Origin of the sequence: Methylocystis rosea SV97 (assembly GCF_000372845.1) — a bacterium.
Classification (GTDB): domain Bacteria; phylum Pseudomonadota; class Alphaproteobacteria; order Rhizobiales; family Beijerinckiaceae; genus Methylocystis; species Methylocystis rosea.
On the sequence record NZ_KB889963.1, the window covers coordinates 2,176,226 to 2,190,305 of the forward strand.

14 protein-coding genes and 1 other RNA gene are annotated in these 14,080 nt (G+C 63.7%); 7 read left to right on the top strand and 8 right to left on the bottom strand.

All coding sequences use genetic code 11. The features are described from left to right. Positions 1-5: 5 nt before the first annotated feature. From ssrS to mnmA, 3 genes are all read right to left on the bottom strand, one after another. A non-coding RNA gene (gene ssrS, locus A3OO_RS22940) (6S RNA) lies at positions 6-160 on the bottom strand. Positions 161-337: 177 nt separating this feature from the next. Continuing rightward, the gene (locus A3OO_RS0111415; RefSeq protein WP_018407978.1) at positions 338-1,060 is read right to left on the bottom strand and encodes a class I SAM-dependent methyltransferase; all 723 of its coding nucleotides are present in this window, start codon (positions 1,058-1,060) and stop codon (positions 338-340) included. Then, positions 1,057-2,289, bottom strand: coding sequence for a tRNA 2-thiouridine(34) synthase MnmA (gene mnmA / locus A3OO_RS0111420; RefSeq protein ID WP_018407979.1), 1,233 nt, complete (start codon positions 2,287-2,289; stop codon positions 1,057-1,059). The genes A3OO_RS0111415 and mnmA overlap by 4 nt, the downstream gene beginning before the upstream one ends. Before the next feature lie 240 nt (positions 2,290-2,529). Here mnmA and A3OO_RS0111425 point away from each other — a divergent pair, with 240 nt between their 5' ends. Next, positions 2,530-3,462, top strand: a complete 933-nt coding sequence (locus tag A3OO_RS0111425) for a ribose-phosphate pyrophosphokinase (protein WP_026222902.1) — start codon at positions 2,530-2,532, stop codon at positions 3,460-3,462. A 22-nt stretch (positions 3,463-3,484) separates the two neighbouring features. Here A3OO_RS0111425 and A3OO_RS0111430 read toward each other — a convergent pair whose 3' ends face one another. Next, positions 3,485-3,946 (bottom strand): hypothetical protein, encoded by a 462-nt coding sequence (locus A3OO_RS0111430; protein WP_026222903.1) that lies wholly within the window; start codon positions 3,944-3,946, stop codon positions 3,485-3,487. A 134-nt stretch (positions 3,947-4,080) separates the two neighbouring features. Here A3OO_RS0111430 and A3OO_RS0111435 point away from each other — a divergent pair, with 134 nt between their 5' ends. Then, positions 4,081-5,025 carry an AraC-like ligand-binding domain-containing protein gene (locus A3OO_RS0111435; RefSeq protein WP_018407982.1) on the top strand — a complete coding sequence of 315 codons (945 nt, stop codon included), beginning with the start codon at positions 4,081-4,083 and terminating at the stop codon, positions 5,023-5,025. Positions 5,026-5,056: 31 nt separating this feature from the next. Here A3OO_RS0111435 and A3OO_RS0111440 read toward each other — a convergent pair whose 3' ends face one another. Continuing rightward, entirely contained in the window at positions 5,057-5,569 is a 513-nt protein-coding gene (locus A3OO_RS0111440; RefSeq protein ID WP_026222904.1) for a DUF1697 domain-containing protein, read from the bottom strand. A 167-nt stretch (positions 5,570-5,736) separates the two neighbouring features. Here A3OO_RS0111440 and A3OO_RS0111445 point away from each other — a divergent pair, with 167 nt between their 5' ends. After that, positions 5,737-7,245 carry an acetate--CoA ligase gene (locus A3OO_RS0111445; RefSeq protein WP_026222905.1) on the top strand — a complete coding sequence of 503 codons (1,509 nt, stop codon included), beginning with the start codon at positions 5,737-5,739 and terminating at the stop codon, positions 7,243-7,245. An 89-nt stretch (positions 7,246-7,334) separates the two neighbouring features. Here A3OO_RS0111445 and A3OO_RS0111450 read toward each other — a convergent pair whose 3' ends face one another. Then, positions 7,335-7,811 carry an integration host factor subunit alpha gene (locus A3OO_RS0111450; RefSeq protein ID WP_018407985.1) on the bottom strand — a complete coding sequence of 159 codons (477 nt, stop codon included), beginning with the start codon at positions 7,809-7,811 and terminating at the stop codon, positions 7,335-7,337. Positions 7,812-8,284: 473 nt separating this feature from the next. Between A3OO_RS0111450 and A3OO_RS23585 the strand changes: the two genes are divergently transcribed. Next, on the top strand, positions 8,285-8,749 hold the full coding sequence (locus tag A3OO_RS23585) for a hypothetical protein (RefSeq protein WP_156824804.1): 465 nt from the start codon (positions 8,285-8,287) through the stop codon (positions 8,747-8,749). Between the two features lie 130 nt (positions 8,750-8,879). Here A3OO_RS23585 and A3OO_RS0111465 read toward each other — a convergent pair whose 3' ends face one another. Beyond that, positions 8,880-9,266, bottom strand: coding sequence for an AprI/Inh family metalloprotease inhibitor (locus A3OO_RS0111465; protein ID WP_156824805.1), 387 nt, complete (start codon positions 9,264-9,266; stop codon positions 8,880-8,882). A 177-nt stretch (positions 9,267-9,443) separates the two neighbouring features. Here A3OO_RS0111465 and hemN point away from each other — a divergent pair, with 177 nt between their 5' ends. From hemN to A3OO_RS0111480, 3 genes are all read left to right on the top strand, one after another. Next, positions 9,444-10,790, top strand: coding sequence for an oxygen-independent coproporphyrinogen III oxidase (gene hemN / locus A3OO_RS0111470; RefSeq protein WP_018407989.1), 1,347 nt, complete (start codon positions 9,444-9,446; stop codon positions 10,788-10,790). A 25-nt stretch (positions 10,791-10,815) separates the two neighbouring features. Then, complete coding sequence (locus A3OO_RS0111475) at positions 10,816-11,205, top strand: hypothetical protein (protein WP_018407990.1); 390 nt, start codon at positions 10,816-10,818, stop codon at positions 11,203-11,205. Positions 11,206-11,277: 72 nt separating this feature from the next. Beyond that, positions 11,278-12,372, top strand: coding sequence for an ATP-dependent DNA helicase (locus A3OO_RS0111480; RefSeq protein WP_026222906.1), 1,095 nt, complete (start codon positions 11,278-11,280; stop codon positions 12,370-12,372). A gap of 165 nt (positions 12,373-12,537) precedes the next feature. Here A3OO_RS0111480 and A3OO_RS0111485 read toward each other — a convergent pair whose 3' ends face one another. Next, complete coding sequence (locus A3OO_RS0111485; RefSeq protein ID WP_018407992.1) at positions 12,538-13,728, bottom strand: hypothetical protein; 1,191 nt, start codon at positions 13,726-13,728, stop codon at positions 12,538-12,540. Between the last annotated feature and the right edge of the window lie 352 nt (positions 13,729-14,080).

The window sequence follows — 14,080 nt, forward strand, 5'->3', positions numbered from 1 at the left end:
GAGAGTGCGGGCCACAAGAGCCGTGGGACATCGATCCCGGGAACCTACAACGTAGGTGGGCGCCATATGACCAAGCCCACGGGCGAGGCCAGGGACAGCTCCCATAAGGATCGATAAGGCCCCGGGGAATAATAGTCCTGCACGCACCCCGCAGCGCCGCCCAATGAATGTAGCGCTATGCGCGGCCGGGCGCCAGTGGCGTCTGCGAGTTTCGCCAGAGCAGGTACCGAGAAAGTCGACGGACTTTTTCGATCAGAACCTGCTCCAACATTTCGATTTGCGGTTCCCTTATCAATCACATGAGTCCATGTGATCGGGAAACAGATCGGGAAACGCTCTAGGCGAGCGCCAACTGTTTTGGCGCGGACCTTTCGCGTTCTTTTCTCTCTACTGGGAGACGCTCGATCCGCGTCAGCGTAAACAGACCGAAGGGCGCCAGCGGGCGGCGCTCGACGAGCCTCATCTGCGGGTTCCGATTGATCCAGTCGCCGATGATCGACCAGGGAAATTGCGGGCGCCAGCCGAGTTTCGGCGCCATATGGCGGTCGAGCCACGCCTCGAACAGCGCGATGGCGTCGTCCTTGCCGCTCACATGATTGACCAGCACGATCTCGCCGCCCGGCCGCAGCACGCGCGCGAGTTCGTCGAGCATAGCTTGAGGCTCCGGCACGACCGTGAGCACGTAGGGCGCCACGACGCAGCCGAAACTCGCGTCGGAGAACGCCATTCGCGTCGCATCCATTTTCACGAGGCCCGCGACATGGCCGAGACGCTCGCGGCGCACGCGCTGCGCGGCGCGGCGCAGCATCGGCTCCGACAGATCGACGCCGACGACCCGCGTATTGGCCGCAAACATCGGCAGTTCGAGTCCCGTGCCGACGCCGACGTCGAGGATCGGTCCGTGAGAGTTGGACGCGGCCGCGGCGGCGGCGCGACGGCCTGGCTTCAACAAAATGTCGAACGTCAGGTCGTAGATCGGCGCCCAGCGCGCATAGGCGGCCTCGACATTGCCGTTGTCGAGTGTTTCGACTTCCCGTAAAAAATTCCTTGCTTCGCTCATCGAGGCGCCCTTCGCACTTCTGCGGCGCGCAGCGGCGGCGCCTTTGATGCCATCACCATTGCTGCAGGCTCGATCCCGGCGATAAATCCGCCGCCGAGCACGCGCGCTTCATTTTCGTCTGCGTCGTAGAAGACGCACGCCTGCCCAGGCGAGACGCCGAATTCGCTTGCCGCGAAGACGACCAGCGCGCCGCCGTCCCCGCCCGGGATCAATCGCGCGGGGACTGGCGGCCGCGTCGAGCGCACGCGCGCCATGATGTCGAGGCCCTCAGGCGGCAGGGAAGAGAGCGCGCCGTCGCCAATCCAGTTCACGTCGCGTAGCTGCACGGCGCGCGTGTCCAGCGCCTCGCGCGGGCCGACCACGACCTGAGCCTTCGCGGCGTCAAGACGCAAGACGTAAAGCGGCTCCGCGTCGCGGCCGGCGACTTTTGCGCCTAGCCCCAGGCCACGGCGCTGCCCGATGGTGTAGTGGATGACGCCGGCGTGGCGTCCGAGCACACGGCCGTCGAGGTGCACGATCTCGCCGGGCACCACCGAAGCTGGCGCAAGCTTCTCGACGACGTCTGTATAGCGTCCCGTCGGCACGAAGCAGATGTCTTGGCTGTCTGGCTTATCGGCGACCTCGAGTCCGAAGCGACGGGCCATGTCGCGAACTTCGGCCTTGGTATAGTCGCCGAGCGGAAAGCGCAGCATCCGCAGCTGCTCGCGGGTCGTCGCGAACAGGAAATAGCTCTGGTCGCGCGCCGCATCCTTGGCGCGGTAGAGCGCACGGCCGCCGCGTCCGTCGTCGCGGGCGGAAATGTAATGGCCGGTCGCGAGCGCGTGCGCGCCGAGGTCCTTCGCCGTCTCCATGAGATCGGCGAATTTGATGAACTGGTTGCAGGCGACGCAGGGCACGGGAGTCTCGCCGCTGGCGTAGCTCGCGGCGAATTCGTCAATCACCTTCTCGCGAAACTTACTCTCGTAATCGAGAACGAAGTGCGGAATGCCCAGTCGCGCCGCAACATTTCGCGCATCGTGGATGTCGCGCCCCGCGCAGCAGGCGCCCTTGCGGTGCGTGGCTTCGCCGTGATCATAAAGCTGCATCGTGACGCCCACGACGTCGTAGCCCTGCTCCTGCAGCAGAGCGGCGACGACGCTGGAGTCGACGCCGCCCGACATGGCGACGACGACGCGCGTCTCGCGCGGCGAGGAAGGCTGCGGCGCATGATCCGATACGCTATTCGTCATTTTCGGAAGCGACGCCTGTTTTTATACGGAAAGTGGGGCGAGATGGGTGAAGGCGCAAAAGCCCCGGCCCGCCGCGCATCGGTGAGGCCGCTGTCACCATTTAGAGCATTACCCGTCCAAGAGGCAATCCTGTCGAAGTTTTTCGGAGATCCGACATTCCTGCGTCATATTGTTCGCAGCCGCCATCGCTGCTATGACGCCGCGGCGTTTAAGGCGCGGGGATGGATTTAAATGGCGGCGATGAAACTCCTGGCGGGCAACTCCAACAGGCCGCTGGCGGAGGCGATCGCCGCCCACCTGGGCGTTCAGCTCTGTCGCGCCCAGGTTCGCCGCTTCGCCGACCAGGAAATCTGGGTGGAAATCCTGGAGAATGTGCGCGGGCAGGACACGTTCGTGATCCAGTCCACATCCGCGCCGGCCAACGACCACCTGATGGAGCTGCTGATCATGATCGACGCGCTGCGCCGCGCCTCGGCGCGTCGCATCACGGCGGTCATTCCCTATTTCGGCTACGCCCGCCAGGACCGCAAACAGGGGCCGCGCACGCCGATCTCGGCCAAGCTTGTCAGCAATCTGATCACGCGGGCGGGCGCGGACCGCGTTCTGACCGTGGATCTACACGCCGGCCAGGTTCAGGGCTTCTTTGACATTCCAACGGACAATCTTTTCGCCGCGCCGGTCATTGTGGCGGACATCAAGTCCCACCTTGAGCTCAAGAATGTCATGGTCGTGTCGCCGGACGTCGGCGGCGTGGTGCGCGCGCGGGCGCTGGCGAAGCGCATCGACGCGCCGCTCGCCATCGTCGACAAGCGCCGCGAGCGCGCAGGCGACTCCGAGGTCATGAACATCATCGGCGACGTGAGCGGCCACAACTGCATCCTCATCGACGACATCGTCGATTCGGGCGGAACGCTGTGCAACGCCGCCGAAGCCCTGCTCGCGGCGGGCGCCGGCTCCGTCTACGCCTTCATTACCCATGGCGTGCTGTCGGGCGCGGCGGCGGAGCGCATCGCCAACTCGAAGCTGAAGCAGCTTGTCGTCACCGACACGATCCGCGCGACGGCCGCGGTCGAATCCGCCCCGAACATCCGCGTCATTCCGATCGGCCATCTGATCGGCGAGGCGATCGCCCGAACCGCCAGGGAAGAGAGCGTCTCCAGCCTGTTCGACTAGACATTCCGCCGAGCTGCGTCAGTCAGACATCGAGTCTCGAGGGATTCGGACGGAAGCGCAGGACGGTGAGGCAAGCGCCGGCGAAGCCGAGCGTCGTCGTCACGATGCTCGCCATGAGATAGAGCCTGAACAAATTCGGACCCCAGCCTTCGGCCGGCGGGCCGTCGAGGATTGGAAACGCCGCCTGCAAGACGAACAGGCTCGAATTAGTGAAAGCGCCCACGACCATCGCCCAGCGCACGGGCCAGGCGAAAGGAATGCGCGTTCCATAGAAGCCGAGCAGGAGCGCGCTCATCAGCAGGAAGTCGATATGGGCCTGCAAGACGCGCGAGAACTTCCCGGGAAAGACCGCCGAGACGAGCGGCGCTTCCATTTTGAGCGACACCAGACACCACGCCAGAACGAGCGCGACGAGAATCCACAGGGCGGCGCCCCGGACGAGAATAATGTTTGTCGTCTCGGCCGATTGCGCGTTGTCCGTCATCACGACATCCTCGGGTTCTTCTCGGCCGATCGCCGGAAGCTCGATACATGCCGCGTTCAGCAAGAAAGCGCTTGACCGGGACGGCTGATAAACTTGTCTGAAACGGCCGTCGGCTGCGGTTGAAGGAACTATCGATGACGAAGGCGCAGATCCTTTCGACCGAGCACGCTCCGCCGAAGCGGCGACGCGACTGGCTATGCGAGGTGATCGGACGCGAATACGCGCGCGTCGACGTGCGTCCTCTTCCGGCGCAACGCCTGTTCAACGAAATGACGATCTATGCGGGGAAGGATGTTCGGCTTTCTTCGATCCGCTCAAACGCCATACTGATCGAAAAGCCCAACCAGCCGTCGCTACCCGACAGCCATGATGTTTATCTCGCCGCCGTATTGCTTTCGGGCGAATATTTTCTGGAGCAGGACGGACGCCAGGTCTCGTTGAAGCCCGGCGATATGACAATTTACGACGCGACGCGGCCGCATAAGATTCACTGCCCGGGAAAATTCTCCAAGCTGATTGTCTCGCTGCCGCGCGCGACGACGCGTGCGTTCTCGCCCGAAGTCGACCGCTGCGCGGCGTTGCGAGTCGCTGGCGCAGCGGGAGTCGGCGCGATGGCTGTGTCTTACATACGGTCCTTCGCGGCCCATGCGGGCGAGCTGACCGGGGAATCCTTCGATGCGATGGCCAGTCACTGCGCCGATCTGATCGCCTTGTCGCTCTTAGAACCCAGCGAACATCACCGGATAAACCGAGGGCGGGAGGCCACGCTGCGCCGGGTGAAGCGGTTCATTGAGAGCCGCCTCGGCGATCCGCGGCTCGATCCAGCGATGGCGGCGCAGACGCTGGGCCTCTCGTCGCGCTATCTCAATTCGCTGTTCGAAGCCGAGGGCCTCTCGCTTATGCGCTATGTATGGGCGAGGCGTCTCGAGAATTGTCGCCGCGACCTCTGCGCCGACGTTTGCGCGCCGATCGGCGAGATCGCCTACCGCTGGGGGTTCAGCGATCTCTCGCATTTCAGCCGCGCGTTCCGCCGGCGGTTTGGACAATCCGCGCGTGAGATGCGTGCAGGTAGCAACTAGTCCCGCCTTGCCTTGGCGTCGGCGCGCATTCTCAAATTTCGCGCGCCATGTCGACGAGTTTTGCGATCGTGCGCATATTGCGCGCCGTGCCATGCATGGCAGCCGGAATTTCGAGTTTCGAGCGCCCCATCCCTGCGCCATAGTGAACGTAAATCTCGCGTGATCCCAAATGCATTTCCTCGTCTGCTTTGCCTTTGGCGCGATCTAATGCATCGGGCGGCGGTGGATCATCGAGAAAAATGGCCACGGTGAAATTGGCCGGCTTTTCCGGAAAGGGATTTTGGTTGAGAACTGCCTGCATTTCATCGGCGGTGCGCACAAACACCGCGACAGGATTTCCGGCATAGGCGAGCAATCTCGCCTCCAGTTCCGACTTTACCCTTCTTGGAGAGGCTTTGCTTTTAAAGACGACGTTTCCGCTCGCGATATAAGTTTGGACACGATCGAAACCAGCGTCGACGCACATCGCCTTGAGTTTGGTCATGGCGACTTTGCCGGTTCCTCCGACATTTACGGCGCGTAACAGCGCGACATAGCGGGTCATGCCAAAGCCGTGCATCGCGATCTGGCGCGCGTCAATCTCAAATCGATACGATGTGGCTGCGACCAAATTCCGTGGCCATTTGCCTCGACATTTGTCAAATGAAGGCGCGCTCTTGCCCAAGCTGGCGCCGAATGCCAGAAGGCCGTGTGACTGCGAAGATTTCTCTCATGCACGACCCCGTCCCGCCGCGTTTCAATCTCGCGCGCTATTGCCTCGCCGAAAATGCGCGGCTGCGGCCCGACACGACGGCGCTCACCGTCGTCGGCGACGCCGGCGCGCAGCGCTGGACCCACGCTGAGCTCGATTTGAAGGTGCGGCGTCTGGCCGCCGGTTTGCGGTCGCTCGGCCTTCCGGCGGGCGCGCGTGTCATGATCCGGATGGGCAATGAGGCCAATGCCGCGCTCGCCTATTTCGCGTCAATCGCCGCCGGCTATGTGGCGCTGCTCGCGTCCTCTCAGCTTACCTTCGAGGAAGCCGAGTTCATGGCGCGCGATTGCGGCGCGTCCGTGCTCGCATTGGGCGCATCCTTCGAGAACGAGCCGCATAGCGGAGACTTTCACATCTTGCGCGGCGCCGATCTGGCGCGGCTCGCCGAGAGCGCGCCCATCCCGGACTATGTCGACACCGGCGCTGACGATCCCGCTTATCTCGTTTACACCTCAGGCACGACGAGCCGGCCGAAAGGCGTGTTGCATGCGCATCGCGCCGCCTGGGGCCGACGGCCGATGCGGGAGCATTGGACGGGGCTTGGCCCCGGCGACGTGATGTTGCACGCCGGCGCCATCAATTGGACCTATACGCTTGGCGTTGGCGTCGTCGATCCGCTGTCGGCCGGGGCCAGCGCGGTGCTTTACAACGGGCATCCAGATCCTGCGGTATGGCCGCGTCTCATCGAAACCTATCGCGCGACGATCTTCGCCGCTGTGCCAGGCGTCTTTCGGCAGATCCTCAAATATGGCGCGCCGGAGAGCGCCAATCTATCGAGCCTGCGCCATGCGCTCTCGGCAGGCGCGGCGCTGCCGTCGAGCCTGCTCGCCGATTGGCGCGCCCGTACGAGCAAAGAGATTTTCGAAGCCTTCGGCATGAGCGAGATTTCGACCTTCGTCTCCAGCGGGCCGACGGCGCCGGTGCGTCCGGACTCGCCCGGCAGGCCGCAGCCGGGGAGGGCCGTGGCGGCGCTGCCGCAAGAGGGCGGCGAGACTCCGCTTCGGCCAGGCGAAACAGGCCTCCTCGCCGTGCGCCGGGACGATCCGGGCATGATGCTCGGCTATTGGAACCGTGAAGAAGAGGAGCGCGAGGCGTTTCGCGGCGAGTGGTTCGTCTCCGGCGATCTCGTCGAATTCGACGCCGACGGCTACATGTGGCGCCACGGCCGCGTCGATGAAGTCATGAACGCGGGCGGCTACCGGGTCTCGCCGGCGGAAGTCGAGAAAAGGCTGCTCGAGATCAACGGCGTCGTCGAAGCGGCGGCGGCGGAACGGCCGGGGCGCGACGCAACCGCGACGATCATCAAGGCCTATGTCGTGACGCGCGATGGCGTGGCGCGGGACGAGACCGCCATCCTCGAATACTGCCGCGCGCATCTCGCCGCCTACAAATGTCCGCGCGCGGTCATGTTCCTCGACGCGCTGCCACGCAACGCCAATGGCAAGCTCAATCGCGCGGCCTTGCCGTAAATAGAGAGGGCCCGAAGGTTCGCCGGGGCGTGCGGCGAACGATCGGGCCCGAGGTCCGCTCACAGGGAGGAGCGCGGACTTCCGAGATTTCAGGGGGCGAAGATTCTCACCACTTCGGCCCCGTCCTGCTGCCGCGCGACGCGGCCACGGGCCCGCTTCTTGACCTTCGTCAAAGGAATCTCGCCGTTGATGGTCGCCTTCATATTGGGCGACGCCTTGAACGTGATGACTCGCCGCGCTTCGATCGGCACCGGCGCGCCGGTGCGCGGATTGCGGCCCGCGCGCTCGCGTTTCGTGCGCACGATGAATGAGCCGAAGTCGTGCAGCTTGAGCGACTCGCCGGACGCGAGAGTCGCCGCCATTTCCTCGATCACCAGATCGGTCAGGCGCTTGGCTTCGCGGCGCGACATGCCTTCAAGCCGGCGATGGATCGCCAGCGCAATGTCCTCGCGCGTGAGCGTGCCGCGTGCGCCGTCTTCATGCGACGCCATTTCATGTTCGACGTCTTCGCCATTGGCGCGCGCGACGAAGGGCTTCAGCATCTCTTTTGGATTCGCGATCGACATCGGCGCTCTAATCCCCAGTTTTGGGCCTGAAGCGGGTTGCCTGTCCGCTTGGCCGAGGTATTGCGCAACTTGCGTCGGAAACTGATTGCTCAGCAGTGCGGCAGGTCACATTGCCGAATGGCTGTCTTTCAATGCGCATCTCAGGCATCGACAAGTAGCCGCCGCACGTTCCAATTTGACGCAACTTGGCGCAATATCTCGTTATTCTGCAGATTGCGTGCTAACGCGCGGCGCTTGAGCCGTTCCTTCGCTGGTCCCTGGATGCACAGCGATTTCCTGGACAACTTGATGTGGGCGTCGGGGATGAGACGCCAAAAAGTGTGCCTTTTTGAAACGCCGCAGTCGCGAAAATGATCAGCCTGGACGAAAATGATACGCTTTGCGGCTTCGCGCCACAGACGCAGAAGCCCCACCGCAAGCTGACTGCCGGATGAACGGCGCGGCCATGTCCGGTTCAGCTGACGTGCGTCAGAGTGAGCGTATCGGCAGGCGAGCTTGCGAACTTCTCCCCGCGCCTGTTCTCCCTAGTGACCGGAGCCAAGATGTCGCGCCAGCTTTCCATCCTCGCTGTCATCCTGGCGCTCGCAGCTACCCCGGTCGTCGCGCAGGATCTGGGCGACGATTCCTCCGAACGCCATGCTCCCTACCAAAGCGAGAGCTTTGGTCATGGCCGCCACCAAAGCGAGAGCTTTGGTCATGGCCGCCACCAAAGCGAGAGCTTTGGTCATGGCCGCCACCAAAGCGAGAGCTTTGGTCATGGCTACGATCCCTATGATGACGGACGCGAAGCCTGGTTCGCGCCGGAGCCCTATCGTGGCTCGTGGGCAGACCACGCCGATGCTTATTACGGATACGGAGAGTGTCATTTTCTCCGGAAGCCGATTCATGGTCCGTGGGGCGAGATCGTCGACTATCGCCGGGTACGAGTTTGCGATTAGCCGGCGGCCGCGCCACACGATCCGTCGCCGGCACCCCGCCCCTCTCGCGCGGCGACGGTGGAGAGCCTCCCGGAGAAATCCGGGAGGCTTCTTTTTCGGAAGCGTTTGGCGGATGAAGAGCTAAGGCTTGCTAGAGGGGGCGAAGGCCGAGCGCCTTGCCTTCCTTGGCGTCGCGGCGCCACACGCCGTCGGCGCCCTTCTCAAAATGCGCCTTGTGCCCCTTGCGAGCGGTGAGCACGAGCCTACCCCTGTCGAGACCCCAGCCAATGGGATCAAAAATGACGACGCCATTGTCGCGGCAGGCCGGAGCAAGCTGCGCCTTCAAGCCGGCGCCGCCGCGCGTGCGCGCATCCAGCGTCAGCATGCAGCCCGTATCCTTGTCTCCCTCGCGGAGAATCGAGTAGCGGCCAGAGGCCTCCGTCGGTCCGGCGGCAAGCGCGAGCGGCGCCGAGACGCTCGCGGCGGCGAAAAGGCAGAACCCCAGCCATTGCTGTCGTCGCCCAGAAAATATCGCCATTTGCGCCATGCTCCCGCCCTCGTGAAATCGCCTCACTTTGCCTTTTTTCACGGCCTGCGTCCAAGCCGATTCACACCGCGCCCGCGTCAAAGTGCGGCAGGTCGTCGCTTTTGCGCGCCGGGCCGAGGCGCGCTATCAATTTAAGCGGCGCCGCGCGGCGGCGAGGGAGTCACTAGGATGGACCCAGCGTCGCTGGCCTTGGCCGAAAAATCCGCGCCGCGCTACACGAGCTATCCCACGGCGCCTCATTTCTCCAAGTCGATCGGCGACGGCGACGCGCGTGCGTGGCTCGCGAACCTCGCGCCTTCCGCGTCGCTCTCGCTCTATTTCCACGTTCCATTTTGCACAGCCATCTGCGCCTATTGCGGCTGTCACACGAAGGCGGTGCGCCAGGATGCGCCGCTCGAGTCTTATGCGCAGACACTAAAGAGCGAAATCTCCCTCGCCTCAGAAGCGACGCGCGCGCGGCGCGTCGTGAGCATCCATTGGGGCGGCGGCACCCCGGGCATTCTGGGCGCTTCGCGTTTCAGCGCCATCGTTGCAGTTCTGCGCGATCATTTCGATCTTTCCGCCGAAACTGAACACGCGATCGAACTCGATCCGCGCATTCTCGACGCCGATCTCGTCGAGGCGCTTGCCGCCGCCGGAGTTACGCGGGCGTCGCTCGGCGTGCAGGATTTGAACGCGCATGTGCAGGAGGCGTCCGGCCGCATCCAGCCTTATGAGACGGTGGCGCGCGCCGTGGAATTGCTGCGCGGCGCAGGCATTACCGCCATCAATCTCGATCTGATGTATGGGCTGCCGAAGCAGAGCGTCGAAGACGCCGCGCGCACCGCCTCACTCGCGGCGTCGCTCGCGCCGCAGAGGCTCGCGGTTTTCGGCTATGCGCATGTGCCCTGGTTCAAGTCGCACCAGAAGTTGATCGACGCCGCGGCGCTGCCGGGCGCCGGCGAGCGTCTCGCGCAGGCGGCGGCCGTGCGGGCGACCCTTGAAGCCGCGGGATTCGAGGCGATCGGACTCGATCATTTTGCGCGTCCCGAGGACCCGCTGGCGGTCGCCGCGCGCGAAAGGCGCATGCGCCGCAATTTCCAAGGATACACGATTGACGCCGCCGACGCGCTGCTGCCCTTTGGCGTTTCGTCCATCGGGCGGCTTCCGGAGGGCTATGTCGGGAACGCCACCGATCTTGCGGGATGGCGACGCGCGATCGAGTCAGGACGCTTTGCAACCACGCGCGGCCTCGCGTTCACGCGCGAGGATATCGCCCGCGCCGATCTGATCGAACGCCTCATGTGCGATTTCGATGTTGACTACGGCGCGGTGGCTGCGCGTCACGGCTATGCGGAAGACGCCTTCGACGCGGCGCAGGCGTCGCTCGAGGCTCTTGCGGACGACGGCGTCATCGACGTACAGGGCCGACGACTCGCCGTGACCGAATATGGAAAGCCCTTCGTTCGCCTTGTCGCAGCCGCCTTTGACGCCTACCTGCAGTCGGCGCCGGCCCGCCATTCCTCGGCGGTGTGAAGGGCGATTCGGCAAGGAGGCGTTCATGACGCCGCTTACGCTTTTTCTCGCAAAGCTGATAGGCGCTTACGCGCTGATCATGTCGGCGTGGATGCTGGTGCGCAGGGACGTGGCGCTGCAGATGATCGAGAGCGTTTCGCGCGAGCCTGTCGCCATCGCCTTCGTCGGCATGATACGCCTCGCGATCGGTCTCGCCATTGTGATCGGCCACGACATTTGGAGCGACACGGCCGCGGCGCTCGTCTCGCTTGTCGGCTGGATCACGCTGATCAGCGGTTTCCTGACGCTCTTTCTGCCGCCGCAGACGGTGCGCGACATTTTCGCCCGAATGGCATATGAAAAGCGCTATCCCGTGTTTGCGCTCATCTCCTTCGCGCTCGGCGGCGCGCTGCTGATTGCGGGCTTCAGCGCCTGACAAGATTGATAATGGCGCTTGTTCGCCGGCGTCGGCTCCGCCATCGTGACGCCTGGATTCGACACCGTAGCCATGCCCATCTGGACGCCCGAACAGGATCAAGCGCTGACCGCCGTCGCGCGCTGGCTTGAAACGCCCGGCGCGCGGCAGGTGTTTCGGCTGTTTGGATACGCCGGAACCGGCAAATCGACGCTCGCGCGGCATCTTGCCGAACATGTTGAGGGCGATGTCGCCTTCGCAGCCTTCACCGGCAAGGCGGCCCTCGTCATGCGCTCCAAGGGCTGCAAGGACGCGCGCACGATTCACAGCCTCATCTATCGCGCGACCGACACGGAGACCGAAGAGCCGTCTTTCGTTCTCAATGACGACAGCGCCGCCGCGCGTGCGAAACTCATCGTGGTCGATGAATGCTCGATGGTCGACGAGGAACTCGGCCGCGATCTTCTGTCTTTCGGCAAGAAGGTGCTGGTGCTCGGCGATCCGGCGCAATTGCCGCCAGTGAAAGGCGGCGGCTTCTTCACCGACGCCGAGCCCGACGTGATGCTGAAAGAGGTGCATCGACAGGCGGCGGACAATCCGATCATCCGCCTGTCAATGGCGATCCGCGCAGGCGAGAGCGTCGAGCGCGGCGTCTTCGGCGATACGCGCGTGATCAGCCGTGACTCGCTTGATCCGGCGCTCGTGACCGGCGCCGATCAGGTGCTCGTCGGTCTGAACAAAACGCGGCGCGCCTATAACGGACGCCTGCGTCAGCTGCGTGGCTTTACGGGCGACCTGCCGCAGTCGGGCGAGAAGCTCGTCTGCTTGCGCAACAATCGCAAGAAGGGACTTCTGAACGGCGCGTTGTTTACGGTAAAGAGCGCCGGAGCCCTGCGCCGCGGCAAGGTGAGAATGCTGGTGACGCCGGAAGATGGCGAAGCCGCTAAATTTCAGCGTGTGGCGGTCGTTCCGCAACTGTTCGGCGCTGAGACCGACATTCCTTATGCGCTTCGCAAGGACTCGGACGAGTTCGATTTCGGTTATGCGCTCACCGTCCACAAGGCCCAGGGTTCGCAATGGGACGACGTGACGCTTTTCGATGAGTCCTTCGCCTTCCGCGAACATCGGGCGCGATGGCTCTACACCGGCGTGACGCGCGCTGCGAAGAGACTGACGCTCGTCGTGTGACGTTTAGAGCAGGTTCCGAAAAAGTTGACAGACTTTTTCGATGAGAACCTGCTCCAATATACTTTGATCTTGAGCGATTCCTTATCGATCACGTGATTCATGTGATCGGGAAGCGCACTAGAGCGAAGACCGCTGCCGTCATGGCCGTTGCAGCGAAGCTGGGATTTATTTTCCCCAGGCGTCGATGGCGTCGGCGAAGACGCGCTCGCCAGACGGGCCTTTTTCCATGTTGATCGTCGCCGCGCGGCCGTCGGCGAGCTGCATCGGCAAGTCTAACGCCGCGAGCGACCGCAACAGGAGAATATTGCGCGCCTCATGGTCGCCCCGCATCAGCCCGATGAGGAAATTATTCTCGGTGATCGGCACGGGAATGCCGGCGACTTTTTCTCCCGACTGTGCATCGGAGCGGCGCATCTGGATGGGGCCGATGGCCTTGACGCCGCCGATGGGACTGCCAGGAGCCACCGTGAACGACACGTTGATGGTGTGCGAGGCCGAAAGAGTGGCGTCGGTGTTCTTGCGAAACAGCAGAGTCATTTTTAGCTTCGCGTCGGGGACCTCGATGTCGCCGCGAATGGCCGATCCCACAGGTTCGCCGGGCCCGCCGACGTTCTCCAGGCGCCAGACGGCGGAGCCATTGTAGATTTTGTCGACTTTTGTGGGCTCGGCGAGCGAGCCCACCCACATCTCCGCCTTTTGCGCCACCGGCACGGCGGGGCTGCGCGGCGTGGGCGCTTTGGCCGTTTTGGCCGCTTGCCCGTCGCCCGCGACGCGGTCGTTGATCTTGCCGCCTTCGGGCCCATTGGAGGCGGACTTCTCCGGTTTCAGTTTGGCCAGATCCTCAGGCTGCTCGCGAAGTTGCCAGGCAAGAGTTCCGACGACCGCCACGAGCGCCACGACAACGCCGGCGACGGACAGAATGAGACGCTTCGAACGCTGCGGCCTCGGCGCTGGCGGCAGCGGCGCTGGCGGCCTCTGTGCTTCACGCAGCGGGACATCGTCTTCGCCCGTGATGGATGAGTGAGGCGCCTCGCGCCAAGACGAATCCGCGTTATCGCTCGGCGCGCGCTCGACAGGTTTATTCGGATGCGGCTTGCGCTGCGGCGCAGACGTCCCATCGCGAGGCTCTGTCGCTTGCGCCTCGTTTGCGGCGAGCTCAGCTTCGACTCGCTGGACCGCGTCTTCGAGCGCGCGGCCTTCGGCGGCAATATCGGCTTCTGCGACCGGCGGCTGGATGCCGCGCAACTGATTGAACAGCGCCTTGCGGGCGCGTTCATAGACCGCTTGGCGCGTGTCCGGCGTGGACTGCGGCAGAGCGGCGACCGCTCTCGCGATCAAAGAATGGTAGTCTGCCATGCTCGGTTAAGAGCACTTCCGGCTTTTGGCGTCAATCCTGACGCCGCCAGAGTCCAAGAAAACCCGGGGATTTCGCGACGTCGGCGCCTCAAGATCTCATAGGCGCCTCAGTTCACTCGATGTGTCGCCAAAATGGAGATCAAGCATTCCTGACGCCAATGTTCGCTTTCAGCGCGCATTCTGCGTCACTCGCCGGCCCGCGCACGTGTGAGTATCGATAAGACCTCGAGCATGAAGGATTCTTGCGACTTGGCACTCGTTCAGATGGCCGGCGATTTGCCGGATGTCTCGCGCAAAAAATATTGCGCCGCGCTCATCGTCTATCGGCGCCTCAGCCCCAGGAAGCCTGCGC

What these genes read in the sequence shown, in the direction of transcription:
- A3OO_RS0111415 (WP_018407978.1), bottom strand. Translation starts at nt 1,060, where the DNA reads ATGAGCGAAGCAAGGAATTTTTTACGGGAAGTCGAAACACTCGACAAC.
- mnmA (WP_018407979.1), bottom strand. Translation starts at nt 2,289, where the DNA reads ATGACGAATAGCGTATCGGATCATGCGCCGCAGCCTTCCTCGCCGCGC.
- A3OO_RS0111425 (WP_026222902.1), top strand. Translation starts at nt 2,530, where the DNA reads ATGAAACTCCTGGCGGGCAACTCCAACAGGCCGCTGGCGGAGGCGATC.
- A3OO_RS0111430 (WP_026222903.1), bottom strand. Translation starts at nt 3,946, where the DNA reads ATGACGGACAACGCGCAATCGGCCGAGACGACAAACATTATTCTCGTC.
- A3OO_RS0111435 (WP_018407982.1), top strand. Translation starts at nt 4,081, where the DNA reads ATGACGAAGGCGCAGATCCTTTCGACCGAGCACGCTCCGCCGAAGCGG.
- A3OO_RS0111440 (WP_026222904.1), bottom strand. Translation starts at nt 5,569, where the DNA reads ATGACCCGCTATGTCGCGCTGTTACGCGCCGTAAATGTCGGAGGAACC.
- A3OO_RS0111445 (WP_026222905.1), top strand. Translation starts at nt 5,737, where the DNA reads ATGCACGACCCCGTCCCGCCGCGTTTCAATCTCGCGCGCTATTGCCTC.
- A3OO_RS0111450 (WP_018407985.1), bottom strand. Translation starts at nt 7,811, where the DNA reads ATGTCGATCGCGAATCCAAAAGAGATGCTGAAGCCCTTCGTCGCGCGC.
- A3OO_RS0111465 (WP_156824805.1), bottom strand. Translation starts at nt 9,266, where the DNA reads ATGGCGATATTTTCTGGGCGACGACAGCAATGGCTGGGGTTCTGCCTT.
- hemN (WP_018407989.1), top strand. Translation starts at nt 9,444, where the DNA reads ATGGACCCAGCGTCGCTGGCCTTGGCCGAAAAATCCGCGCCGCGCTAC.
- A3OO_RS0111475 (WP_018407990.1), top strand. Translation starts at nt 10,816, where the DNA reads ATGACGCCGCTTACGCTTTTTCTCGCAAAGCTGATAGGCGCTTACGCG.
- A3OO_RS0111480 (WP_026222906.1), top strand. Translation starts at nt 11,278, where the DNA reads ATGCCCATCTGGACGCCCGAACAGGATCAAGCGCTGACCGCCGTCGCG.
- A3OO_RS0111485 (WP_018407992.1), bottom strand. Translation starts at nt 13,728, where the DNA reads ATGGCAGACTACCATTCTTTGATCGCGAGAGCGGTCGCCGCTCTGCCG.